This window comes from Plantibacter cousiniae (nom. nud.), from assembly GCF_977070315.1.
In genome coordinates this window covers 84,892-108,943 of the sequence record NZ_CDRVEU010000011.1, presented here as the reverse complement: position 1 = coordinate 108,943, position 24,052 = coordinate 84,892, and the positions used below count along the sequence as shown (strand labels likewise).

Sequence of the window (24,052 nt, the reverse complement as noted above, 5' to 3'; positions counted from 1 at the left end):
TGCGTCCTTTCGTCCACGGGTAACACCGGGTCAACTGCCCAGTGCGCGGCTTATTGCCATGAAGCCTGGCCCGGCCAGCACAATCAGCAGGGCGGGGAACAGAAACACCATCATGACCACCGACATCTTTGCCGAGAGTTTGGAAATGTATTCCTGCAGACGGGTCAAGCGTCGGTCGTCGATCAGTTGCTTGAGCGTGAGCAGAGACTTCAACGCGCCGCCGCCCTGATGAATCAGTTGATTGAGGATCACACAGGTGTCGCTCAACTCGTCGACAGCCAGCAGGGCAGCGGTTTTTCTCAGTTCTTCGCCCAGCTCCAAGCCGGAGTCGACGCGCACCAGCACTACGCGGATTTCCTCGGACAGCACCGGCAACAGGTCCTTGCCTTCGTTGCTGAGCACCCGAAGGGCCTGCTCGACCGCCATGCCGGACTCGAACAGGATGCGCAGCAGCGGGATAAAGGTAGAGATTTCCACCACCACTTGTTTCTGACGGCGCCGAGCCGCGGCCGCCAGAATCCGCTTGGGCAGCAGATAACCGACTCCCAAGGCAAAGATCGGCGCGATGAGCGGTTGCTGGACGCCTTTGAAAAACAGCAGTTGGCCGAGGATGACCATGACCATCAGGCCGACCGGAACGCCGACCTGGCAGGCCGCGAACAACGAACGTTTGCTGGCGCGCCGCCAGCCGATGCGGTTGAGCAGTATCTGGGTTTCCGAATCCAGGCTGATGCTGCGTTGGCCTATGCGGGTATCGCCGAGCAAGCGCAACAGGCTGCCGATGCGGCTTTCGCGGATCACCTGGCCCCTCAAGCGCCTGGCCACCAGACGTTCATTGCGGCGTTGACGGGCTACGCCGGACAACAGCAGAAATGCTGCAGCGGCAAGCATCATGGCAGCGAATACCAGTTCCATCTCAAATGCTCCTCAACATGCGCCACAGCACCACGCACCCCGTGACCTGTAGCGCGAAGGCCATGCTCAGCATGATCTTGCCGCTGTCGTCGTCCCACATATGCAGCAGATAACTGGGGTTCACCGCCAGAAAGTAACCGGCCATGGTGATCGGCAGCAGGGCCAGCACCAACGCAGTCATGCGGGTTTCGCCGGTCATGGCGCGCAATTGACGACCGGCCTGTTCCCGATCGCGAATCAGCTTGATCAGGTTTTCCATCAGTTCGCTGGCATTGCCGCCATAACGGTGATTGACCCGCAAGCCGATGGCGAACAGGTGAAACTCGTCGCGCTCATACAGTTCGGCAAAATCCCTCGCCGCATCCGGCAGGCTGACGCCCAGCTGTACGTTACGCTCGATCCGGCTCATGCCGTCCTTGAGCGGCTGGTCCGTGGCATCGATGCCGTGCAGTACCGCGTCGGCCAGGGTTCTGCCGGACTTGAGGCTGCGCACGGTATGGTCGAGCAATTGCGGCAGTTGCTGGATCATGCGGCGCACGCGCACCTCGTAGCGCCACGACACGAACACGCGCAGTGTCACAGGCACCGCCAGCAGCACGCTTACCGCACCGACGATACTGGCCGTTGCGTAGCCGATCAGTATCAGCAGCGCATACAGCGACAAGGCCAGGCCCATGCGTTTGGTCGGCTGTCCCAGCCCGGCGCGCAAAAAGGCCCGATCCAGGTAGCTCCAGCCGGTCTTTTCGGCCACGGGTTGCACTTGCCCGGCCATCAGCCGCTGCCTGACCCGCTCACTGGCACCCTGGTTGAGCGCCAGATAGAACATGCGGATGGACGCCATCAGCAGCATCACGGAGATCAGGCCCAGTACCAGTGACGCACTCATGCCGACTCTCTGGTCATGTCAGTAGCCAGGCCGCAGCTTGTCGCCGGCAGCGTGGGCCGCTTCGCGCATGAAGCCGACCCCGGTGCGACGATCAACGCGGAACAGGGTATTGGTGACATAGATGTCATCGCGTATGCCGACCACTTCCACCACTTCACTGACACAGCGGCGCCCGTCAGGCAGACGCGTCAGTTGGATAATCACATCCAGTGCCGCGCAGACCATCTGGCGCAGGGTCTTTTCCGGGATCAGCCGCCCGGTCAGGCCCACCAGCGTTTCCAGGCGCAGCAGGGCATCCTGTGCATTGTTGGCGTGCACGGTACTCATCGAACCGTCGTGGCCGGTGTTCATCGCCGTCAATACGTCCAGCACTTCGACGCCGCGAATCTCACCGAGGATGATGCGGTCCGGGCGCATCCGCAGCGAATTGCGGATCAGGTCGCTGGCGCGCACCTCGCCATGCCCTTCGGCGTTGGGCGGGCGGGTTTCCAGACGCACCACATGCGGGTGACTGAGCTGCAGCTCGGCAACGTCCTCGATGGTGACCAGCCGCTGATTGCTGTCGATCAACTGGCTCAGCACGTTGAGCATGGTGGTCTTGCCCGTACCGGTGCCGCCACTGACCAGAATGTTGCAGCGTTTGCCGACGGCCTCCTGGAAGAACTCGAAAATCGACTGATCGATGGTCTGCATGGCCACCAGGTCGGCGCTCTTGAGCATGTCCTTGCGGAATTTCCGGATCGACAGACATGGGCCGTCCAGCGCGATGGGCGGAATGATCGCGTTGACCCGGCTGCCATCGGGCAGACGCGCATCGACCATCGGTGAGGATTCGTCCAGGCGGCGCCCGAGTGGTGCCAGGATGCGCTGCATCACGCGCTCGACATGGTGTGAATCGATAAAGCGCAGGTCGGTGTGGTGCAGCACGCCGTCGCGCTCGACAAATACCTTGCCTGGCCCGTTGACCAGAATTTCCGTCACCGAAGTGTCGCGCAGCAGCACTTCCAGTGGGCCGAAGCCGGTCAGTTCATCGACCAGCTCTTCAGCCAGGCGCTCCATTTCGTAACGCGAGATGGCCAGCCGCAGCCGTGCGACGTATTCGGCCACCTTGTCGATGACGAATTGCGCCAGGGCTGGCCTTGAGCCTTCGAGCAGACTTTTGCCGCTTTCCTCCATGCCATCGATGATGTAACGGTGCAGCACCAGTTTCAGGCCTTGCCCGTCGTCAGGCTTGCCTTGCGTGCGCGATGAGACGCCAAACAGTTTCTCCGCCATTACCGGTTCCCCCACAGTCGAGCGAGCCAGCCCTGATCGGGTTTCTCGCGTGCCTCGGCATGCCGTGCCAAATGCTCGCCAAGCCGCCGCAGCCCGGAGCACAGAGCGTCGCGTGAGGCCAGTTCGAACAGCGTCACGCCCTGATTCTTGGCATTGAGGCGCAGCTCCGGGGCAAGCGGCAGTACCGCCAGCACCGGCAGGCCGAAGGTTTTGCTCACGGTTTCGGAATTGGGTGCAACCGAGCGCTGATAGCGATCGACCAGCAGGCTGGCGTGCTGCATTTTCATGCCTTTTTCGCGCCAGTTGTTGAGCACCGTCAGGTTGCGTCGACAGCCCAGCACGCTCTGGTCGGTGTACCACAGCAACTGATCGCAATGGCTGACCAGCGAGCGCAAGGCCTCGCTGTCCGGCTGCCCCACCAGGTTCACGACCACATGCTGAAAATGCTGGCGCAGTGCGCTGAGCAGCATATAAAGCTCGGCGGCGCTGGACTGTTCCAGATGATCGTCGGCTTCGCTGTAGGCCAGAATGCGCAGGCCGCTTTCGCTGGTGGTGAAGGCGCTGTCGATCAGCGTTGCATCGAGCCTGCGCAAATGGCGCAGGGCGTCACCGAAGCTGAAGGTCGATTCAAGACCGAGCATCAACAGGCTGTCGCCGCGTGGCAGGCCGAGGTCCAGCAGCAGCGTGCGCTGGCCGGTCTTGTGCACGACCATCGCCAGGTGCGTCGCGATCAAGGCCCCGTCGTCATCGCTTTGCACACCGTACAGCACCGACAGGCCGCTCATGTTCGGGTTGGGCGTCACAGCGGGAAGGCGCTTGCTCAGACGTCTGACCAGGCCGGCGACCTCACTGGAGCGGGACCCGTAGGCAACGAAGTCCCTGGCCCCGGCGCGCATGGCGTTAAGCACCAACTGGTTGTCCATGCCATCGCCGAGCGCAACGATGGCCAGCATCGGCTTGGCTTCCAGCGCACTTTCGATCAGGGCGCTCTGAGTCATCAAATGCTCACGGTCGAGCCCGACGAACACCACGCTGGCAAACGTCACGTCCACCAGCGCCAGGAGGTCGTCGAGGCTGCCCGTACCGGCACTGACCACCTGACCCAGCGAACCCAGAGCACTTTGCAGCCACTCCAGGTCGGTATTGTTACGGGTGATTGCCAGGAAGGTCTGGCTCAGGCTCTGGCTCATTTGGATAATCCGTCGCGGCGGTCGAAATCGCCGTTTTCCAGAAAATACAGGCGCGGGAAGCTCGGGTCATAGGTGCGCAGCCCCTCGCCTGGCAGTGACGGCAGCCGGGCGTTGGCGGCCAGTGGCTGGACCAGATGCGGGGTGACGATCATCAGCAGTTCGCGCTCGTCGCGCTGGATCTGCGAGCTGCGGAAAAATGCACCGAGAATCGGGATGTCGCCGAGGCCGGGAAACTTGTCCACCGAGCCGCTGTTGCTGGAACTGATCAGGCCGCTGACCACGAAACTCTCCCCGTCGGCAAGCGCAATGCTGGTGTCGGTACGGCGGATGTTGAGTGCCGGCACAGTGGTCCCGGCGATGGTGATACCGGCCGAGAAATCCAGTTCGCTGACTTCCGGCGCGACCTTCAGCAGAATCCGGTCCCGGCCGACGACAGTCGGGGTCAGGGTCAGGCGCACGCCGAACTCCTTGTACTCGATGGAGATACCGTTGCCTTCACCATTGGGCACCGGCACCGGGAATTCGCCGCCGGCCAGAAAGCTCGCGCTTTGCCCGTTGAGGGCGACCAAGCTGGGACGTGCCAGGGTGTAGGCGTAGCCGCTGTTTTCCATGGCATTGATCATGCCCAGCACCTTGCTGCTGCCACCGCCCCAGACGATATTGAAGTTGCTGTTGTTCAGCGGAATGTTTGGTCTTGTGCCGCTGACGGTGCCTGGCGTGACGTTGACACCCGGCACTGTGCCGGGCGCGCCGAACAGAAAGTTGTTCGAGCCCTTGCCGAATATCGAGGTACTGGCTTCCTTGAGCTTGGTGCGGCTGACTTCGATAAAGCGAATATCGGTCTGCACCTGGCTGGGTAACTGCGCATCGGCAGAGGGCGCGGTTACACTCTCGACCATGGCTGTCGTCGCCCGGCCACGGACGAAGACCATGCTCTGGCGCGGCGCACTTGCGCAGGCCGTCCAGACCATCAGGCTGGTCGTCCCCTGCGCGACGCCGGTCAACAGAAAACCGTCGGTGCCGTTGACGTGCACATCGGCGATTTTCGGATCACCCACGGCGATGCGGGTGATGGGCACCGCAGAGCGCACCTCCTGTTGAATGCCCTGGTCGATTTCCACGGCCGCCGGCATGGCGGCAAGGCCGGCACAACTGCCCGAAGCGGCCGACGCGCCTGGCGCGCACAGTGCTGCGATGACTAACGCCAGCAAACGGGGTTTTATAACTGGCACGGAACAACAGCTCATCAAATGCAATCCTTGCTCAATCAGGGAGTTTGTTGCGTGATCTGGTTACCGCGTATGACCTCGACAGCGCGAGACGTACGCGGGGTTGCGCCTGCTGTCGGCGCGCTGGCCGGCCCCAGGCTCAGTTGTCTGAAGCTGACCAGTTGGCGGTTGGCTGAATCGAGTCGCTCGGCAGCCTCTGGGCCGCCGGCTTCGTTGGCCCAGTAATCCTGCAGGTTGCCCTCGTCGGCGCTGCGCACAGCCAGACGCAGGACACCGGTTTGCGAGGCCAGCATAAGGCGCGCCACCAGGGCTTGTGGCACCGCGACCGTGACGGTTCGCGCGTTGATTCGCTGCTGCTCCTGTTTGAGGCGTTCGTCAGCGTTGAGGTCCTGCACCGGCTTGCCGCTGCGGTCCGGACCGAGCAGCGCACCAACGCCGAGAATGCGCAGGGCAGGCACCACGACCTGGCTCGACCGATTCGGATTGCTCACGTCTTCAGGCAGATAAAGCAGTACATCCACGTAGTCGCCGGGGCTGAGTTGCCCGGAGGCGCCCGTCACTTCATCGACCTGTAACGCCAGGGCCCGCTCGTGCGGCCGGATCATTCGCGCCAGGGTGCCGCCTGCTTCGAAGTTGCTCTCCGTAAGCCAGCTTCCGGCGGTCAGCGTGCGCCAACTGCTGCGGCCGACGATTTTATCGATGGCTTCAAAGCTACCGGGTGGGGCGACCTTGAGGCGCTCGATGGTCAGGTCATCGGCCATGATTGCGGTGTAGGCAGGAACATCCCGCGCCAGCACCACAACGTTGTGACGCACAGCATCCTCGACGGGCGGAGTCGGAGCGGGCGGGGTGGTTTGTTCTGTGGTTACAGGTGGTGCCGATTGTGGGGCATCAACAGACACTTCGGTTGGTCTGCCGACAATAATTCCCAGATACCCAGCGATTAACGCACCCAGCAAAAACACTACAGCGAGCACCATGGTGACACGACTGCTCATGGCAAGTTTCCCTTTGTCATCGCAGGACATTCTCGAACCGGTGCATCAACTTTTAAACCAAGCAACGGTGAACGGCATAACGGCTTTTAGTGACATTAGCTCATTCATTCAAAAGCGCCATTATGCTTTGGTGTGTAAGGGTTTTTTGCTGACGAGACTCCGTTTGAAGCCTTTGTTTTGGGGCATGTGCAGGGGTTATAACTTTCTGGTTAATGCTTTGTTGCGATTGTGGGTTTATGGATTGGAGACAATGCTGGAGGTGCACACAGTTTCGCATGTGTCATGCATGTTCGCGTCTCGGAGGCGCAAGGAGAAATGAGATGTTCCTGACCAAGATTTATGTAGGCGCCTATACCCGGATCAGTTGTTTTTTGAGGGATCGTGAAGCGGCGTCAGGTATTGAATACGCTTTGGTAGCGGCGATGGTTGCCGTGGCGTTGATTGCTTTTGTTCCAACGATCAGCACAAGTGTGGGGGCGATTTTCACAAAAATTCAGACTGCCTTGACGGGTACCACGACGGGTACAACGCCTGGGGCCTCCACACCTACGGCGGGGTAGTCTATGATTGCGCTATGAGTTCACCCTGTTGAGATAACCACATGGCTGTCCACCCCATCCGCCAACAACTGCTTCTGGTTGATGACGAAGAGGACGCAAACGAGGAATTGGCAGAACTGCTCGAAGGTGAGGGGTTCTGCTGTTTCACGGCGTCTTCCGTCAAGATGGCCCTGCACCAGTTGACCATTCATCCGGATATCGCGCTGGTAATCACTGACCTGCGTATGCCCGAGGAAAGCGGCATTCAGCTGATTCGCCACCTGCGCGACCACACCTCACGCCAGCATTTGCCCGTTATTGTCACCTCCGGCCATGCCGACATGGATGACGTCAGCGATTTGCTGCGCCTGCATGTGCTCGACCTGTTCCGCAAACCGATCTATCACGTCCGTTTGCTGGAAACCCTCAACAACCTGTTTCCCGAGCCGAAGGTTTTCCAGGTTCAGTGACGACAGGCATCGCGCCCTGCAGCATGATCACGCTGAAGCATGGGCACGATAGTTAAAGGGCTAGCGTTCCTCACGCTCCAGCGTGGGAACGCCTTTCGTGACGCTCTGCGTCACACCCGTCTGCGTTCACTCCACCACGCTGAATTCAACCCGCGCCGTCTGGCCGCTCTCGTCCAGCACGCTTAACTGATAACGCCCCGGTTTACTCAGGGTGGGGGTGAAGTCTTGCCGGGTGTCGGTGTCTGCCAGAGGTTTGCCATCGATAAACCACCAGCGATGGCCACTGCCGCCGAGCGCCGAGAGCGTGAGGCGTAAAGCCTGACGACTGGCGGCAGGCAGGCGCAGGTTGTCGCCTTCGCGCACGCCGACAATGCTCAGCGGGGGCGCCAGGTTCAGGTTCTGCGGTGGGCAATCCGGGTCAGCGGGCGGCAGGGGTGCATCACGCCGCTCTGCTCTGGGCAGCCAGGGCTCAAGAGGCGCAGGCCACAGCGCGATGTCCTGCGCTCGGGCGTCCGGGCAATTGGCCGCGACGCGTAGCCCCTTGGCATTGACCCAGACACGTTCCTGCAAACCCAGCCCGAGCGGTTGGTCGGCCGCTTGCAGGGTGGGCGGCGTGGTGCCGTCAAGCGTCCAGGCGAAACGTTGGCGACGGCAATTGGGGTCGCTTTTGCTCATCGGTTGACCCAGCGGCCAGCAGATGGCGGCCACACCGACGTTCTGCGGCACGGGTTGCACCAGTGCGGCGATCCCGCGCTGACTGTCGCGATTGACCAGCACATCGTGCACCTGAAGCATCAGCGGCGCCGCCGACGCCAGCCCGAACTGCCCTGGCACCGGTGTGCCATCCGGCCGACCGATCCAGACACCGACCAGGAAACGCGGCCCGACGCCAATCGCCCAGGCATCGCGGAAGCCATAGCTGGTGCCGGTTTTCCAGGCCAGTTGCGGGCGCTGTACCAGCTCGGCGCGCGGGTCGATGTCCGGGCGCGACTGGCCACTGAGAATGCGTCGAATGATCCACGCAGCGCCCGGTGACATCATCCGCCGTTCACGCAGTCGGTCCTGCGGTTGCAGTCGAACATCGGCACTGCGCCCGCCGCGCGCGAAGGCGCTGTAGCCTGTCACCAAGTCCTCTAACCGACTGCCTGCGCCGCCAAGAATCAGTGCCAGACTCGGCTCGGCCAGCGGCGGCAGGGTCAGGGGGACGCCGCCATTGCGCAGTTCGGCGGCGAAGCGCTTCGGCCCGTAGACCTCGAGCAATTGCACGGCAGGCAGGTTGAGCGACATCGACAGCGCCGAACTGGCCGCCACCGGCCCGCCGAAACCGCTCGAAAAGTTGCCTGGTCGATAGTCGCCATAGCGCCGCGGTACATCCTGCATCAGGGATTCGGAGTGGATCAGCCCGGCGTCCATGGCCATGCCGTACAGGAACGGCTTGAGCGTCGAGCCCGGCGAACGCAGGGCAGTGACCATGTCCACATGGCCGAAACGCTTGGCGTCTTTGATGTCCACCGAGCCGACGTACGCGCGCACGGCCATGTTTTCCGCCTCGACCACCAGAATCGCTGCCGACGTTCGCTCCGGGAGTCGTGCGCGCCAGCCCATCAGCAGGTCTTCCATGCGCCGTTGCAGTGAGGCGTCCAGCGTGGTGCGGATCAGTGGCGGGCTGTTGGGGCGATTCAGGCGTCGGGCCAGCAACGGCGCCAGGCTCGGTTCCTGTCGCGGTGCCAGCCACAAAGGCTCTTCCAGTGCTTCGTTCACGCTTGCTTGCGGCCACACCTGAAACTCTGCCAGGCGCCTCAGCACCTTGTCGCGGGCCTGCTGCGCCCGCTGCGGGTGGCGATCAGGACGCAGGCGGCTTGGCGCCTGTGGCAGCACCGCCAGCAATGCTGCCTCGGCGCGGGTCAGGTTCTGCGGCGACTTGCCCAGATAGGCCCAACTGGCGGCTGCGACGCCTTGCAGTGTGCCGCCGAACGGGGCGCGATTGAGGTACAGACTGAGGATCTGATCCTTGGACAGGTGCCACTCAAGCTGCAGCGTACGCCACAGCTGACGAAACTTGCCGGATAGCGTGCGTGAATGCGGATCGAGCAACCGCGCCACTTGCATCGACAGCGTGCTGCCACCCGAGACTACACGGGCACCGCTGAGGTTTTGCCAGGTGGCGCGTAACAGCGCCAGCGGATTAACCCCGGGATGGCTGTAGAACCAGCGGTCTTCGTAGGTCAGCAGGGCTTCGAGGTAGTAGGGCGAGACCTGCTCGTTGCTGACCGGGTAGCGCCACACGCCATTGGCGTCGGCAAAGCGCCACAGTGGCGTGCCGTCCTCGGCCAGGACGACGCGAGCCAGATCGTCTCTGGGCAGTGGCAGCGGCCAAAGTCGGTCGGCCAGCCAGAGGAGGGCGATCAGCAGCATGATCGCGCCCGCCAGCCACTTGAATGTTCGCGGCAGGCGCAGAAGAAATTCAGGTTTCAACGCAAAGAGCCTTTATGATCCACGGAACCTGACACGCATTGCGACAGCCAAAGCGAACAGACCATTTTCTTCACGACCCCAATCAGGACGTACATATGCAGGTAGAAGGCTTTTTTGAATGGCTCGGGCAGGCCATCGGCGCGATCATTCGCTTCTTTGTCGACGGTCTGGCGTGGTTGTTCAACGGGTTTACCCATGCTGGGGGAAATTTTGTCGATGGCTTGTCCCGCACGCTGGGCATGGACACCTCGCTGATCAGCATCATCGCACTGGTCATCGGCCTGATGCTGCTGTACTCGGCGGTCCGCGCCTTCATGCGCGCTTCGATCATCCTTGGCATCATCTGGCTGGCGCTGGGCCTCTGGTTGCTGAGCTGGATCATTCATTGATGCGTTGAAGGCTAGCCTGCCGCCATGGTGGGTGAACGGGGCGACGCCTTCGCGAGCAAGCTCGCTCCCACGTAGATACACCGAAGAACCGCCATTGCTGTCGATGCAGTGAGGCCTTTGTGGGAGCGAGCCGGGCGACGCTTCGCTTGCTCGCGAAGACGATGGTTCGGGCACGCTGTTTCCGAAGCCTGTACCGGTCCTTTCGCGAACAATGCGGATCGCCGCCCCGGTCGCTCCTACTGGATCTGTGGTGCGTCGGCCCCTTTGTGAGCAAGCTTGCTTCCACTGTCATGCATTCCAATCAATTGGCGATCATTTTCCCTTCACCACCATCTGCGCTGGCGCTTCGCCCAGGGCTTGCCAGTTCGGGCGGTACATGGATTCGACCTGCGGCGGCGGTATGCGGTAGGTGCCCGGGGTGACGGCTCGCGCCAGGTAGAGCAGGTGCACAGTGCTGCTGCCGTCGATGTCCAGGGCTGCCACGTAGCGGTCGCCACGATATTCCTGATGCTTGATCCCGGCGTTTTCCATCGATTCGCGGATGGTTTTCACCTCCTCGCTGGCGTCTTCCAGGCTTGCCGCGCTTTGCGCCAGGTTCTGGTTTTCCAGCTCCAGGCCTGCAGGCAGCAGGTCCACCACCAGCGCATCCGGGACGCGCTGTTTGGCACCGATTTCCAAGTGCACCAGCACCAGTTGCCCGGTTTTCAAGGCGCCGATGTTCAGCGGTGCGCCGCTCAGGTTCAGGTACTCGCGGCGAATGCTCAGGTTTTCGCCACCCGCTACAGGCGCCTGGGTGGGATAACCGGAGACGGTCAGTTGCTGGTAAAGCGCTTCGCCGCTCTGGTTGTGCACCGAAAGCGGCGAGGCCAGCAGCGAACCGTCCAGCTTGAGGCCCGGCTGCCGGTTGCTCAGTTCGCGGTTTTGAGTGCCGCTGACAATGCTGGCGGTCCAGTCTTTTTCCGGTTTGCCCAGCAGGTTACGGCCAGCCATGAACAGTGAATTGCTTTCCTGGGTCGACAGGTAACGATTGGCCGCCACCTCATCCGCCAAGGCGAATAGGCGCTCATCACGCTTGTCTTTGGCGAGGTCGTTTTCTTCCAGCAATGCCAGTATCAACGCCTGATCACGCAGCGAACTGCCGTAGTCGGCCAGCCATTCATTCTTGCGGCTGGCGGCCAGACCCGCCATCAGGGCTTGGTCGGCGCGGGGTTTGTCGCCCATCTTCTCCAGCGCGACTGCCACTTGCACCAATGGCAGGCCGGAGCGGGCGTCACTGCGGCGGTCGAACAGGCTGCGCAAGGCGGCGAGCGGTGCCTGCTGACTGCGCGACAGCACCAGCCCGGCATAGGCTTGCACGGCAAAGCGCGTATGTTCGGCGTTCTGACTGTAATTGACCTGAATCTGGCCGGCATCCTGCAGATAACGCAGCAGGCGTTCACTGGCTTTCTTCAGCGCATCCGGCGGCACGGCAAAGCCCTGATCGCGGGCGCGCAGCAGGAAGTCTGTGACATACGCCGTCAGCCAGTATTCCTCGTCGCTGTCCGAGCCCCACAGGCCAAAACTGCCGTTGTAACGTTGCATGCCCAGCAGCCGCTCGATGCCGATCTCGACCTTGTGCTTGCGTTCGGCATCCGTTTCGCCGGTCAGGCCCAGGCGTTTGAGGGTTGCGGCATCGGCATACAGCGACGGGTACAGACCGCTGGCGGTCTGTTCCAGGCAGCCGTAGGGGTAGGCTTTCAATGCGCGAATCTGTTCGCCGAGGTTCAAGGGCGGACGGCTCGACAACGACAGCAGCGCCTCACGACCGGCCGGTTCGAACGCTTCCAGCGCGCCCTCCGGCAGGCTCCAGGGCTGATCATTGAGCGTGGCGCGATAATGCTTGAGCATTGCCGGGTAGGCCGGGCGTACGCCGACGGTCCATTCGCGTGTGAAGGCCGGCAGGTTTTCGCCCGGCAGGTCCAGACCTTCGACCAGCACCTTGATCTTGCCCTGACCCAGGCCGCCTTGCGCCAGCACCGGAACCTTCAGGGTAACGCGCTGGCCTTCCTTGAGCTGCAGGGGCTTGCTCTGGTCGCCGCCCGGAATGCTCAACTGGCCCTCAGCGCTGATTTTCACGTCCAGCTTCTGTGCCTTGCCCGACAGGTTGGAGACGTCCAGCGCCACGCTGGTCTGGTCGCCACCGGCAAGAAAGCGCGGCGTCGACAGTTCGGCGATGATCGGCGCGGCAACCACGGTTTTCGCCTCGGCCATACCGTAGCGGTCGTCGGTCCAGGCTTGAGCCATTACGCGCAGCTCGCCGTTGAAGTCCGGGATATCGACGCTGACTTCACCTTCACCGGCGTCATTGAGCGTCACCGGCGCACTTTGCAACGCCACGATGGTGACGCTGGTGTCCGGACGTTTGCCGCCCTTCGCCAGTGCATCGCCACCGAACGCCATGCTTGCCAGGCGCCCCTGACCGGCTTCGATCAGCTGACCGTAGATGTCCAGTTGGTCGGCTCCGTACTGCTTGCGGCCAAACAGGCTGGCAAACGGATCGGGCGTCGCGTAGCTGGTGATGTTGAGGATGCCGACGTCCACCGCCGATACCAGCACGTGGACTTGTTTGGGGACGCTGCCGTCAGCATTTTTGGCGGCGACCTTGAGGGTCAGGGGTTGTCTGGGGCGCATTTTCTCCGGCGCGGTGACCGTCAGCGCCAGCTTGCGCTGCGCCCGGTCCAGCGGCAGGTGCAGCACACCCACGGCGCGCTTGGGTGTGACATTGGCCTTGCGTTCACCGGGACGTATCACCAGAGCGGTGACGTACAGGTCGTGGCGTGCCCATTTTTTGTCCAGCGGGATGTCATACGATTTGCCTTCGACAGGCACGTCGATTTCCTGCCACCACAGCGGACCTTCGCTGGACTCGACCAACAGATAACCCTTGCCCGCAGCCGGCGGGGTGACAGTGACTTTCGCGGTGTCGCCATCGTTGTAGGCCGGTTTGTCCAGCGCCAGCTTGACCTGATCCGGTCTGACCGCGCCGCCGTCAGTGTTGTCCTGCCAGCGATAACCGGCCCAGAAGCGCAGGCTGCTGACCATTCCGGTGGACGGGTCTTCCACCTCGACACGGTAAGGACCCCATTCGACCGGGAAGCTGACCTTGGCGGTGGCGTCCTTGGTGATGCTGACGGTTTCTTCGTTGAGGTTGAGGAATTTCTCGTTGAAGTGGTAACTCCAGCCGTCGTCGGCCGAGTAGTTCCAGTAGTAATCGCGACGCTCGCGGATCAGCCGGACTTTCACGTTGTCAGCGCCCAGCTTGTTGCCCGCCGCGTCGGCCATGACTATTTCAAAATCGGCCGGGCCGTCGCCGTTGGTCTGCGCTTCGCCCTTGGCCTCGTTGTCGTAGTCATCACCACCCGTGCTGCTGCCGAACAGTGCACGCACGCCGGGCAGGTGTTCGGCAGGCCAGATCGGCTGCACCAGACGACGGGTGATCGGCCGCCCGCCAGACTCTTGCAGGCTGGCTTGCAGAATCAGTTGCAGCGGCGATTTGGCCTGCGCCCACTCGCTCTGCACGGCGAGCGTCGAATGACCTTCGGCATCGAGGGTGACGGGCTCAAGCTCCAGATCATGCTTGAGGTCTTCCTCGGTGATCGAGCCGAACTGATAACCCGGCAGCTTCGGCACCGCCTCGCGCAGCGGGCGGACATAGACCTGACCGGTCAGCGTATTGCCCGAAGCGGGGGCGCCGTACAGGTAGCGGCCAGTGATATCGAATTGCGGGTTGTCAGCAGGCGCCACCGGCGTGTCGCTGCCCTTGAGTTCCAGCGCCAGACGCTCGGGCAGGAAGTCCTCGACCTTGAACTCGTAGAGCTGCGGTTTGCCGTCACCCAGGTCGAACATCAGTTGCCAGCGTCCGGTGGGCGCTTCGTCGGCAAGCGGCAATTGATACTGGTAGAAACCGTTGCTGTCGGCTTCCCAGACGAATTTGCGGCTGACCTGATCATCGGGACGGCGCACTTCGACGGTGATGGGCTGCGGCTTGACGGTGTTGCCGTCGCTGTCGCGCAGCAGGCCGTTGAGCAGCACGGTTTCGCCGGGGCGATACAGGTCGCGTGGGCCGAAGATGAAGAACTGCAGCGGGTGAGACTGCGGGCCGGAGATATCGAACTCGGCCAGGTCCAGTGCCGAGCTGTTGAGGCGCAGCATGCTGGTCTGTTCGTCCTTGTGCGCCAGTACCACGGCAGCCTTGGCCGGCAATGGCAGTTGCGCGTGGCCGTCGCTGTCGGTCTTGCCCTGGGCGACGACCTTGCCGTTGTCGTCATACACATCGACGCTGATATCACTCAGCGCCTTGCCACCCTCGAGCGCTTGAGTGAAGACGTCCAGACGGTTGCTGTAACGGTGCACCGACAGGCCGATGTCACTGAGCGTCAACAGGGTGGCCGGCTGCGAGTAGCTGTAGGTGCCCGAGGCGCGCATCACCGCCAGATAAACACCTGGCTGTTGCAGGGGCTTGATACCGGCAATCGGCAGCAGCAGGGTTTCACGGGTGTTGCGCGCGGGCTTGAGGTCGAAGCGGCCGCTGTAGACCAGTTCGGCCATGGGCAGCAGTTCTTCGGAGCTGTAGCTGGACAGGCTCGACGCGCCGTCCCACAGGGCGAGGAAATTCGGCATCGAGTCGGGTTTGATGCGGAAGAACTCGACATCCACCTTGTCGACGTTCAGCGCGATCACCGGCAGGCCCTCGGCCAGACGGGTCGGCAACAGGCTGCCACGGCTGGCGAAACCGACCGAGGGCTGCAAGTCGCGGGTTTCCAGGCGGCTGATGTATTCGGCGGCAAGTTTGGCCTTGTTGACGGCCAGCAGACCGGCATCGACGGTCAGGACCAGTTTGCGCTGCGGCTCCAGGTGGCGCAGGCGCAATTCCATGAGGTTATCCGACAGTTCCCAGGCACCGTCGACCTTGCCGTTCTTGCTGTCCACCAGGTGAAGTTTTTCGTCGAATTTCTGTTCGGGGTCGAGCGGGACCGAGAAGCTCACCGACAGGGTGCTTGCGCCGTCGACCTGGATTTCCGACACGTCGATGACCGTCAGTTCGCGGCCTGCGTAGCGCTTGCTCAGCGCGGCTAGGTCGACTGCGGGTTTGGGCTTTTTGTCGTTGACCGTTGCCTGGGTCGTGGGGGCCGTGGCGGGCGCGGGTTTATCGGTGGAAGAAGAATCACAGGCGCTCAACAGCGCAAGCGCGCAAGCCAGAAACAATCCTTTGTTTAACATGGGGCACTCATCGGCAACGGTAGAGAGGATGCGACTATATAACAGTCGTGATGACAAGTATTACTGTCAGATTGACCAGTAAGGTCACATATCGAGCGGACTGACTATCGTGCCATTGCGCGTTGGCATGCAGCGGTTGACGCAGAGCGTCACGAAATGCATTCACACGCTGTGGACTGACCCCAAAAAGTTAGACAGTTGACTATCGTTCCTCACGCTCCAGTGGAGCGTGCTGAATGATAACGCTGCCGCTTTCGAGGCATGAGTACCGTTTCCGGACGTATCGAAACGCTGGGACACCCTGCGTTTGATCTGACTACAATGCCCGCCTTGCCGGGAGCTCTCATGTCTACGCTGTTCACTGACTGGCGTCATCGCTCAACCCATCGTCGTGTCTGGGCGCTTGCGACGCCGATGATTCTGTCGAATATTTCCGTGCCGCTGGTGGCGCTGGTCGACAGCGCGGTGATCGGTCATTTGCCGCACGCCCATCAGCTGGGCGCTGTGGCGGTGGGCTCTACGCTGTATACCTTTCTCGCCTGGGCGATGGGCTTTCTGCGCATGGGCACCACCGGTTTTGCCGCACAGGCGGCAGGGCGCAGTGATAGCGCAGCGTTGCGCCGCATTCTGTTGCAGGGGTTGCTGCTGGCCGTCGGGCTGGCGGTATTGCTGGGTGTAATCGCCTTGCCTTTCAGCCATCTGGCGCTGACGATGATGCAGCCGTCTGCCGATCTGCAGCAAATGACCCTGGATTTCTTCCACACCCGACTGTTCGGCCTGCCTGCGGCGCTGGCCAGTTATGCGCTGGTCGGCTGGTTTCTTGGCGCGCAGAGCGCGCGGGCGCCACTGGCCATTCTGTTGCTGACCAATGCGGTCAACATCGTTCTCAATCTGTGGTTCGTCATCGGGCTGGACTGGGGCGTGATCGGTTCGGCGCGTGCGTCGGTACTCGCGGAGTGGACTGGCGTGGTGCTCGGTCTGCTGCTGGCACGTAACACCTTGCGCGCCTGGCCGGGCCGGATCTTCTGGTCGGCCTTGCGGCTATGGAGTAACTGGCGGCCCCTGCTGGCGGTCAACCGGGACATCTTTTTGCGCACACTCGCGCTGCAATCGGTGATGTTCCTGATCACCGTGCAGGGCGCTCGTTTGGGGGATGCGACGGTTGCTGCCAATGCCTTGCTGCTCAACGGCCTGCTGTTGACTGCCCATGCCCTGGATGGGCTGGCGCATGCGGTAGAAGCGCTGTGTGGCCATGCCATCGGCGCGCGGGACCGGGATACGTTGCGACGCTCCCTGGTGGTTGCGGGAGGCTGGTCATTGATTTCCAGCATGGTGTTTGCGCTGTTCTTTCTGGTGGCTGGGCATGGCTTCGTCAGCCTGCAGACCGATATCCCGGAAGTACGCGCCACCGCGATGACCTATCTGCCGTATCTGGCACTGATGCCGTTGCTGGCCGTCTGGAGCTACCTGCTGGACGGCCTGTTCATCGGTGCTACCCGTGCGCGGGAAATGCGCAACGCGATGCTGTTCAGCGCAGCGGGCATCGCGCCGTTGGCTTATCTGGCTGCCAGCCACGGCAACCACGCCCTATGGCTGACGTTCCTGGCCTTTACCCTGCTGCGCGGCCTGAGCCTTGGGTTCATTGCCTGGCGGCTGACGCGCAGCGACGGCTGGTTCGTTCACTGAGCCTTCTGCCCGGTTCCGTTCTTGTCAGACGCCATTTGCGGGGTGTGGCTGACGAACATGTCCACCTCATCGATCACAGGGGCCAGACCGCTCAGCAATCTGGCAAATGCGCCGACCAGCGTGCCGTGATTGGTGCGCGAGAAATACAAGTCTCGCACCGGCACGCCGGCTTCACGCAGCGACCTGGCCAGGCCGCCGGTGTTGCGCTTTGGGTTGACCAGCGAGTCGGTGTTCGAGGCCATCAGCAATGCCGGTGGCGCGCTGGACGTGACGTGGTTGATGGGTTGCGAGTCTGGCGGTGAATTCGGGAAGAAGAACACCGGCTTCACGTCCGGGTTCTCGATGGGCAGGAAGTCGTAAGGCCCGGCCAGTCCGATCCAGCCGCTGAGGATGGAGGGGGACAAGCCTTCACGAGCCAGCCAGCGCGGGTCGAGCGCGAGCATTGCGGCGTTGTAGGCACCCGCGCTGTGGCCCATCACGTACAGGCGGCTCGGGTCGCCACCGTAGGTGTTCGCATGTTTGTGCGCCCAGGCCAGCGCCTTGGCCGAATCTTCCAGAAAGCTGGGGTAACGTACCTGTGGATACAGCCTGTAGTCGGCGATAACCACCACCATGCCTCGCGCAGCCAGCGCTTCGCCGACGAACGCGTAATCGGCCTTCGAGCCGCTGTTCCAGCTGCCACCATAGAAAAACACCACGACCGGTGCCTTGGCCGGTTTCGCCTTGGGCGTGTAGATATCCAGCGTATTGCGTGGATCCGGCCCGTACGCCAGGTTGTAGACATGATCGACAGGCCCGCTGGGGTTCAACGTATTGAGCAGCTTCAAAGGCGAGCAACCGGACAAGGCTGCCAGTACGGCACCGGTCATCAGTGTCAGGAAAATCACTCGGATCATGGCGGAGGGGCTCTGGAAGGTGAGTCGGATATGCCTGAGACCATCACGCTTCATCCCAGTGCCGCACAGTTGCTGCTACGTCATTCAATGGCGTGTGGATCACTCGATTTGCCATCCGCTTTGTTGGCGAAGCTGATGCGCGGGCTGCTCAGCGTGAGACCGCTGTCGTCGATCTGTACCTTGCTCGGCCCGGCGTCGACGATCAGTGTGCTGCCTTCAGCCAGTTCTATGCGGGTCCCGTTCGCCAGTTGCAGTCGTCGGTCTGGCCCGGTGATCGCCTGCCAGTCAAGGTGCATCTCAACGTTATCGGCGGGTGCTTGATCACGCCTGTGGCAGCCGTCATCTGCCAGCGCTGACAGGCAGCCACTGATCTGCGGCGGGCGTTTATCGTCTGCGCAAAAGCTCACTATCACCGACATCCCACCCCGACATTCGACATCCAGCCCCGCAGCCAAATGCAGCCAGCAGCCAGCATGGGGGCCTTCCGGGTGTTGCCAGTCCCATTCGAGGCGCACGTGCAACCGGCCTGACGCATCGGTCCTTGCCGGTTCGCCGTCGCGACCGATGATCCAGCCACGCTGCAGAGGCGCAATGCAGGGACGCGGTGCCGGGGCAGGTGCTGTGAACCCGGCTTCCCAAGGGATGGTGCCAAATACCAACTGGTGGCGGCGACGTGAGTGGACGAAATGGTAGTGAATGCCTTCTTCTGCACACAGCCGCTGGACCAGTTGCAGGTCGGATTCCTGGTACTGCACGCAGCTTTCGCGCTCGATGCATTCTGTCTGCAGGTCAAAGCGGAAGGTGTTCCTCAAACCATGTTCTTCCAGCACCTGGGCAATGATCCGCGTGGCAGTCATGTGTTGAAAGATACGCGAGTGGTGGCGCAGCCCGAGGCAGGCCAGTCGAGGCCCCATCAGCAGCGTGTAGCAGGCCGGGCCGGGGTGGTAATGCTTGCGTGTCGCGCCGTGGATCTGACCGTGAAAGCCCTGCCCTTGAAAACTCTGCCCCGGAAAACCCTGCTCGCCACCGCAGCTCAGCCAGGCAGGCTGGTACATCAGCCTGGTGAGGTCCAGATCGAAACCGTCGCCGAGGATTTCCAGCTCAATGGTATACGGCTGGCTGATCGCTTCGGTTGCGCTGAACGATACGACGGTGAAACGGCGCTGCAGGCTTGCAATCTCCAGATGAAAGAACGGCGCGCTGGCGGGGTCGGGCATGGAGGGTTTCTCTACCGGGAATGCGACCGCGGATTCTCGCGCAGAAGCCGGGCAGGGCAGAGGTCTGCAGGTAGAACAGGACGTTGCCTACAGCAGGTGTCGGTGGGGGATTACGTCGAGTGGGTGGGCTGTATGAGCGCGGAGCATGCGCGGCGATGGTTACGGACGCCTCTGCATGCCAATGCGGAGCATTGGCATGATAAGCAGTCAGATCTGGCTCCGCGCAAGGATCAGGACGACAGGTACGACGAGCGGGTCAGCCCCAGGCGCAAGGCATCGAGGAAGTAGGTGCGCTCGCGTGGGGTGATCTTGGCGCTGGCGACCTTGTCCCGGTAATGGGTCATCAGTTCTTCCGGCGACAGGTGCACGTAGCGCAGCATGTCTTCGATGGTGTCGTGGGTTTCGATGCCGGCGTGGTAAACGCTGCCGTCCGGGTTCTGGTAGATGTTCACCGAGTCGGTATCACCGAACAGGTTGTGCATGTCGCCGAGAATTTCCTGGTAGGCACCCACCAGGAAGATACCCAGCAGATAGTCTTCGCCTTCATTCAGCGAATGCACCGGCATGCTGGTCTCGATGCTCTGCTCATCGACGTACTGCTTGATCTTGCCGTCCGAATCGCAGGTCAGGTCCTGAAGCACGGCGCGGCGCACCGGCTCTTCGTTCAGGCGGTGCAGGGGCAGAATCGGCAGTACCTGGCCAATGGCCCAGGTGTCCGGCAGGCTCTGGAACACCGAGAAGTTGCAGATGTACTTGTCGGCCAGCTTGTCGTTGAGCTCGTCCAGCACCTGACGATGGGAGCGTTGACGGGCTTTCAGCGAGTTGTACAAACGGCGGCAGACGGCGAAGTAGCATTGCTCGCCCAGTGCCTTTTCCGACAGGCTGATCTTGCCGTCGGCGTACTGGGCCGCGATGTCGCTCATGTAGTGTGTGGCGCGCCAGTAGGTTTCGGTGACCATCTCGATGTCGGTCGGACCCAGCAGGTCGACCAGCCATTGCACGGTTTCCGGCAGGCTGGCCTTGTCGGCGATTTCCGGGACTTCGTCGTTGTGTTTTTCGACGTCGGTCACCTGAACCACCAGCATGGCGTGGTGGGCGGTCAGCGAGCGGCCGCTTTCCGAGAAAATATGCGGGTGCGGCAGGCTTTGCGCGTCGCAGAATTCCTTGAGCATGCCGACCACGACGCCTGCGTAGTCGTCCATGTCATAGTTGATCGAGCTGGCGTTGCGCGAGTGCGTACCGTCGTAATCGACACCCAGACCGCCACCGACATCGATGTAGTCCACCGGCAGGCCGAGCTTGCGCAGTTCGCCGTAGTAACGGATCGCTTCCTTGAAACCGTGCTGATAGTCGGCCAGGTTGGCGATCTGCGAGCCCATGTGGAAGTGCAGCAGGCGGATGCCCTGATCCAGGCCGGCCATGCGGAAACGCTCGACCACCGACAGCAATTGCGCTGCCGACAGGCCGAACTTGGATTTCTCGCCACCGGTATCCGCCCATTTGCTCGATGCCAGGGAAGACAGACGCACACGTAGGCCGACCTGGGGGGCGACCTTCAGCTCGGCGGCTTCTTCGATCACCAGTTCGACTTCGGATTCTTTCTCGATGACGATGAACACGTTGTGGCCCAGCTTCTGGCCCATCAGCGCCAGACGGATGAACTCACGGTCCTTGTAACCGTTGCAGACGATGGTGCCGCCTTTCGGCGCCAGTGCCAGCACAGCCATCAGTTCAGGCTTGGAGCCCGCTTCCAGGCCGATGGAGACGTTCTGCGTGGCGATGATGTTTTCCACCACCGCTTCCTGCTGGTTCACCTTGATCGGGTACAGCGCGGTGTATTTGCTCTGGTATTCCAGGCGCGCAATGTTGCTGTCGAACGCGCCGGTCAGCTGACGCACGCGGTCTTGCAGGATGTCCGGGAAACGCACCAGCAAAGGCAGCGAGAGGCCGCTCTTGCGCAGGTTGTCGACCTGTTCGTAAAGGTCGATGGGCGAGCTGTCCGGCCCGTTGGGGCGGACTTCAACGCGCCCCGCTTCGTTGATTGCAAAATAACCCGCGCCCCAATGGCGAATGCCATAAACGCTGCGGCTGTCCGCAACGGTCCATTGGCTGCCATCGTCTTTGCGTGTGCGTCGTACGGACATCGAAGTCCCCTATAAAGAAGTCGTAGCGCCAGCCAGTAGCCAGCTGCGCGCATTGTAATGAGTGGAAATGACGATTTGATTCGCGGGTTCAGCCGCCCGACTTTTTAGCCTTGAAGCCTTTTTTGATCAGCTCGGCCAACAGCAGTTCGACGTGATCGCCTTGAATCTCGATAACGCCTTCCTTGAGCGATCCGCCTGTGCCGCAGCGCTGCTTGAGGGCCTTGGCCAGCTCTTTGAGCGGCTCTTCGGCCAGCGGGACGCCGCTGATGGTGGTAACCGTCTTGCCGCCACGGCCCTTGCTTTCACGACGTACACGGGCAATGCCGTCACCTTCCGGGATGGCCGTCTGTTTGCAGGTGCACTCGGCAACGGGTTGACGACAATCGGGGCAGTGGCGCCCTGCGTCGGTTGAAAATACCAGGCCACCGAGGGCAGCGAGAGAAGCGGCTTTTTTAGCCACGCAAAAATCCTCTTGTTGAGGACTGAAGATGGGTCGGGCTCGTATGAGCCATCGACCGCGAAGCCCCACTCTGGCAGGGGCAGCGCTACTGAAACGGCAGGGCCGGTTCAGTTTGAAAAGGTCGCGCAGTGTAACGGCAAACCGGCCGGTTGCTAAGGGGCTGAATGCGCCAATTTCTGAACACTCGCTTACTGCTCGTTCTCTATCTGTTTCAGGTAGCGTTTCAGCGCCGCCAGGGAGTCGGGGCACCAGGGATTGTGCTCAGCCTGTTGCAGAACTTCGACGACGGGCATGAAGCGCGCTTCCAGCACCTCTTCAGGTTGCAGTTTCAAAGGGCCGTCCCACACGGCTGAAAACACTGCACACCAGAGCCGGTTGCCCGGCTGATCAAAGAAAAACTGTTCGTGGGCCTGCAGCGGCACGCCACTGACCCCCAGTTCTTCTTCCAGCTCGCGCGCAGCAGACTCCGCATAGCTTTCATCCGCCTGGACCATTCCGCCTGCGGCTACGTCCCAGTAGCCGGGATAGATCGCCTTGCTCAGCGTGCGTCGGTGCACACACAGCTCACCCAGACTGTTGAACAGCAGGATATAAGTGCCGCGTCCAATCAGCCCGCGTTCACGCAGGTCGGCGCGGACCAGTGAACCGAGCAGCCGATCCTGTTCGTCGACCCAGGCGATCTGCTCGGCATCCGAGGCGGCGCGATGCGCGGCCTCGTTGGCAGGTATGGACATCAGCCTTGATTCAGCAGCTGGCGCAGGTCAATGACTGCGGCGTTGGCACGCGAAATGTAGTTGGCCATGACCAGCGAGTGGTTGGCGAACACGCCAAACGGGCTGCCGTTGAGAATCATCGGGCTCCACATTGGCTCTTGCGAGGCCTCCAGTTCACGAATGATCTGGCGCACGCTGACCGTCGCGTTCTTTTTCGCCAGTACGTCGGCAAAATCAACCTCGATGGCGCGCAGCAGGTGCGAGAGCGCCCAGGCCTGACCACGTGCTTCGTAGAACACGTTGTCGATTTCCAGCCATGGCGTTTCGACGATTTCCTCATCGACCTGCGGTACTTCACCGGGCTTGACCGAAACAGCAGCTTCGGTTTTCAGCGTGCTGTTGAGTTTGACCCGGCCAACGCTGGCCGACAGGCGCTGCGACAGCGAGCCCAGACGGGTGCCGACATCGCCCAGCCAGTTGTTCAGGTTGTCGGCGCGGGCATAGAACAGCGCGCCTTTCTGGTTCGGATCGGACAGACGTGCCTGGTAGCGGCTCAGGGAGTTGATCCCCTCGGCGTACTGCGATTCGCTGGAAGGCAGGACCCAGCTGCGATTATTGAAGTTGAACAACGGCTCGGCACGCGCCAGGTCGCCATCTTCAGCCGATTGCGACTGGGAACGCGCGAAGTCCTTGCGCAGCGCACGGCTCAGGTCACGCACCTGAACCAGCACGCCGTATTCCCAGCTCGGGATGTTGTCCAGCCACAGGCCCGGTGGCATGCGGTCGTTGGACAGGTAGCCACCGGGCTTGTTAAGCAACGTGCCCGCCACGGTCTTGAGCGTTTCAACCGTCGTGTAACCGATGACCATCTGTTTGCCTTCACGCTCGGCGGCAGCCTGGGCGTTTTGCTGTACCGGGAACAGCGCAGGTTCCTTGCTCCAGTACCAGCCGACTGCCAGTGCCACCAGCAGGTAGATCAAGATCAGGGCGCCCAGCGCGCGACTATAGAACAGGTTACCCAGGTAACCGCGGCGTTTGGTCGATGAAGTGTCTGCGGTGCGCGCACCCGCGCTGCCTGCGCGGTTCTTCCAATCCAGCATGGTAGGGTCCTTTCGATCTTGAGTTGAATGCTTCACGAGGCGTTCGACCGCAACCTTACCTCAAGGTGCGGCTGGCAGACATTATCTTGAGATTTGAACTGTAACGTTGATAGGCGCAGTCTATGCACCAATTGATTTTGCATAATGGCTATGCGCCATCAAACTGTTGTCAAATAAGTGACTTGCGACACTGTTCTGTTGTAACGGAGGT

At 61.7% G+C, this 24,052-nt stretch carries 18 protein-coding genes; 4 read left to right on the top strand and 14 right to left on the bottom strand.

Features of this window, described 5'->3' with window-relative positions; translation table 11 throughout:
- Positions 1 to 30: 30 nt before the first annotated feature.
- The 6 genes from ACW55A_RS20240 to cpaB are packed head-to-tail and all read right to left on the bottom strand — an operon-like array spanning position 31 to position 6,493.
- A complete protein-coding gene (locus ACW55A_RS20240; protein WP_044309562.1) occupies positions 31 to 915 on the bottom strand; it encodes a type II secretion system F family protein in 885 nt (294 codons plus the stop codon).
- A gap of 1 nt (position 916) precedes the next feature.
- Entirely contained in the window at positions 917 to 1,801 is an 885-nt protein-coding gene (locus ACW55A_RS20235; RefSeq protein WP_455809291.1) for a type II secretion system F family protein, read from the bottom strand.
- An 18-nt stretch (positions 1,802 to 1,819) separates the two neighbouring features.
- Complete coding sequence (locus ACW55A_RS20230) at positions 1,820 to 3,076, bottom strand: TadA family conjugal transfer-associated ATPase (protein ID WP_003313926.1); 1,257 nt, start codon at positions 3,074 to 3,076, stop codon at positions 1,820 to 1,822.
- Positions 3,076 to 4,266: a CpaE/TadZ family protein gene (locus ACW55A_RS20225; protein ID WP_003368829.1), complete on the bottom strand. Its 1,191-nt coding sequence runs from the start codon at positions 4,264 to 4,266 to the stop codon at positions 3,076 to 3,078. The genes ACW55A_RS20230 and ACW55A_RS20225 overlap by 1 nt, the downstream gene beginning before the upstream one ends.
- Positions 4,263 to 5,498 carry a type II and III secretion system protein family protein gene (locus tag ACW55A_RS20220; protein ID WP_499140626.1) on the bottom strand — a complete coding sequence of 412 codons (1,236 nt, stop codon included), beginning with the start codon at positions 5,496 to 5,498 and terminating at the stop codon, positions 4,263 to 4,265. Before ACW55A_RS20220 ends, ACW55A_RS20225 begins: the two co-directional genes overlap by 4 nt.
- A gap of 35 nt (positions 5,499 to 5,533) precedes the next feature.
- On the bottom strand, positions 5,534 to 6,493 hold the full coding sequence (gene cpaB, locus ACW55A_RS20215) for a Flp pilus assembly protein CpaB (protein ID WP_455809289.1): 960 nt from the start codon (positions 6,491 to 6,493) through the stop codon (positions 5,534 to 5,536).
- Positions 6,494 to 6,813: 320 nt separating this feature from the next.
- Between cpaB and ACW55A_RS20210 the strand changes: the two genes are divergently transcribed.
- Together ACW55A_RS20210 and ACW55A_RS20205 are read left to right on the top strand one after the other, a co-directional pair.
- On the top strand, positions 6,814 to 7,053 hold the full coding sequence (locus ACW55A_RS20210; RefSeq protein ID WP_122267108.1) for a Flp family type IVb pilin: 240 nt from the start codon (positions 6,814 to 6,816) through the stop codon (positions 7,051 to 7,053).
- Between the two features lie 41 nt (positions 7,054 to 7,094).
- Positions 7,095 to 7,502, top strand: a complete 408-nt coding sequence (locus ACW55A_RS20205; RefSeq protein WP_003368825.1) for a response regulator — start codon at positions 7,095 to 7,097, stop codon at positions 7,500 to 7,502.
- Between the two features lie 126 nt (positions 7,503 to 7,628).
- Here the strand turns inward: ACW55A_RS20205 and pbpC are convergent, their stop codons facing one another.
- Entirely contained in the window at positions 7,629 to 9,977 is a 2,349-nt protein-coding gene (gene pbpC / locus ACW55A_RS20200; RefSeq protein WP_498811534.1) for a peptidoglycan glycosyltransferase PbpC, read from the bottom strand.
- 95 nt (positions 9,978 to 10,072) lie between these two features.
- On the opposite strand from pbpC, the gene ACW55A_RS20195 reads away from it, so the two are divergent.
- On the top strand, positions 10,073 to 10,366 hold the full coding sequence (locus ACW55A_RS20195; protein WP_003307908.1) for a hypothetical protein: 294 nt from the start codon (positions 10,073 to 10,075) through the stop codon (positions 10,364 to 10,366).
- A gap of 312 nt (positions 10,367 to 10,678) precedes the next feature.
- Here ACW55A_RS20195 and ACW55A_RS20190 read toward each other — a convergent pair whose 3' ends face one another.
- On the bottom strand, positions 10,679 to 15,625 hold the full coding sequence (locus ACW55A_RS20190; RefSeq protein WP_498811535.1) for an alpha-2-macroglobulin family protein: 4,947 nt from the start codon (positions 15,623 to 15,625) through the stop codon (positions 10,679 to 10,681).
- Between the two features lie 345 nt (positions 15,626 to 15,970).
- On the opposite strand from ACW55A_RS20190, the gene ACW55A_RS20185 reads away from it, so the two are divergent.
- Positions 15,971 to 17,311 carry an MATE family efflux transporter gene (locus tag ACW55A_RS20185; RefSeq protein ID WP_455809286.1) on the top strand — a complete coding sequence of 447 codons (1,341 nt, stop codon included), beginning with the start codon at positions 15,971 to 15,973 and terminating at the stop codon, positions 17,309 to 17,311.
- Here ACW55A_RS20185 and ACW55A_RS20180 read toward each other — a convergent pair.
- From ACW55A_RS20180 to ACW55A_RS20155, 6 genes are all read right to left on the bottom strand, one after another.
- A complete protein-coding gene (locus ACW55A_RS20180) occupies positions 17,305 to 18,207 on the bottom strand; it encodes an alpha/beta hydrolase (RefSeq protein WP_054081955.1) in 903 nt (300 codons plus the stop codon). The genes ACW55A_RS20185 and ACW55A_RS20180 overlap by 7 nt on opposite strands.
- Before the next feature lie 80 nt (positions 18,208 to 18,287).
- A complete protein-coding gene (locus ACW55A_RS20175; protein ID WP_074805274.1) occupies positions 18,288 to 19,424 on the bottom strand; it encodes a contractile injection system protein, VgrG/Pvc8 family in 1,137 nt (378 codons plus the stop codon).
- A 230-nt stretch (positions 19,425 to 19,654) separates the two neighbouring features.
- Entirely contained in the window at positions 19,655 to 21,568 is a 1,914-nt protein-coding gene (gene speA, locus ACW55A_RS20170; protein WP_003431712.1) for an arginine decarboxylase, read from the bottom strand.
- A gap of 88 nt (positions 21,569 to 21,656) precedes the next feature.
- On the bottom strand, positions 21,657 to 22,028 hold the full coding sequence (locus tag ACW55A_RS20165) for a translation initiation factor Sui1 (RefSeq protein WP_003313912.1): 372 nt from the start codon (positions 22,026 to 22,028) through the stop codon (positions 21,657 to 21,659).
- A gap of 188 nt (positions 22,029 to 22,216) precedes the next feature.
- Positions 22,217 to 22,762, bottom strand: coding sequence for an NUDIX hydrolase (locus ACW55A_RS20160; RefSeq protein WP_003368817.1), 546 nt, complete (start codon positions 22,760 to 22,762; stop codon positions 22,217 to 22,219).
- Positions 22,762 to 23,841, bottom strand: coding sequence for a DUF2333 family protein (locus tag ACW55A_RS20155; RefSeq protein ID WP_003431710.1), 1,080 nt, complete (start codon positions 23,839 to 23,841; stop codon positions 22,762 to 22,764). The genes ACW55A_RS20160 and ACW55A_RS20155 overlap by 1 nt, the downstream gene beginning before the upstream one ends.
- Positions 23,842 to 24,052: the final 211 nt, after the last annotated feature.

Coding starts and splice junctions, on each gene's coding strand:
- ACW55A_RS20160 (WP_003368817.1), bottom strand. CDS start 22,762: ATGTCCATACCTGCCAACGAGGCCGCGCATCGCGCCGCCTCGGATGCC.
- cpaB (WP_455809289.1), bottom strand. CDS start 6,493: ATGAGCAGTCGTGTCACCATGGTGCTCGCTGTAGTGTTTTTGCTGGGT.
- ACW55A_RS20185 (WP_455809286.1), top strand. CDS start 15,971: ATGTCTACGCTGTTCACTGACTGGCGTCATCGCTCAACCCATCGTCGT.
- ACW55A_RS20190 (WP_498811535.1), bottom strand. CDS start 15,625: ATGTTAAACAAAGGATTGTTTCTGGCTTGCGCGCTTGCGCTGTTGAGC.
- ACW55A_RS20210 (WP_122267108.1), top strand. CDS start 6,814: ATGTTCCTGACCAAGATTTATGTAGGCGCCTATACCCGGATCAGTTGT.
- ACW55A_RS20180 (WP_054081955.1), bottom strand. CDS start 18,207: ATGATCCGAGTGATTTTCCTGACACTGATGACCGGTGCCGTACTGGCA.
- ACW55A_RS20240 (WP_044309562.1), bottom strand. CDS start 915: ATGGAACTGGTATTCGCTGCCATGATGCTTGCCGCTGCAGCATTTCTG.
- ACW55A_RS20225 (WP_003368829.1), bottom strand. CDS start 4,266: ATGAGCCAGAGCCTGAGCCAGACCTTCCTGGCAATCACCCGTAACAAT.
- speA (WP_003431712.1), bottom strand. CDS start 21,568: ATGTCCGTACGACGCACACGCAAAGACGATGGCAGCCAATGGACCGTT.
- ACW55A_RS20195 (WP_003307908.1), top strand. CDS start 10,073: ATGCAGGTAGAAGGCTTTTTTGAATGGCTCGGGCAGGCCATCGGCGCG.
- ACW55A_RS20230 (WP_003313926.1), bottom strand. CDS start 3,076: ATGGCGGAGAAACTGTTTGGCGTCTCATCGCGCACGCAAGGCAAGCCT.
- ACW55A_RS20175 (WP_074805274.1), bottom strand. CDS start 19,424: ATGCCCGACCCCGCCAGCGCGCCGTTCTTTCATCTGGAGATTGCAAGC.
- ACW55A_RS20235 (WP_455809291.1), bottom strand. CDS start 1,801: ATGAGTGCGTCACTGGTACTGGGCCTGATCTCCGTGATGCTGCTGATG.
- ACW55A_RS20155 (WP_003431710.1), bottom strand. CDS start 23,841: ATGCTGGATTGGAAGAACCGCGCAGGCAGCGCGGGTGCGCGCACCGCA.
- ACW55A_RS20205 (WP_003368825.1), top strand. CDS start 7,095: ATGGCTGTCCACCCCATCCGCCAACAACTGCTTCTGGTTGATGACGAA.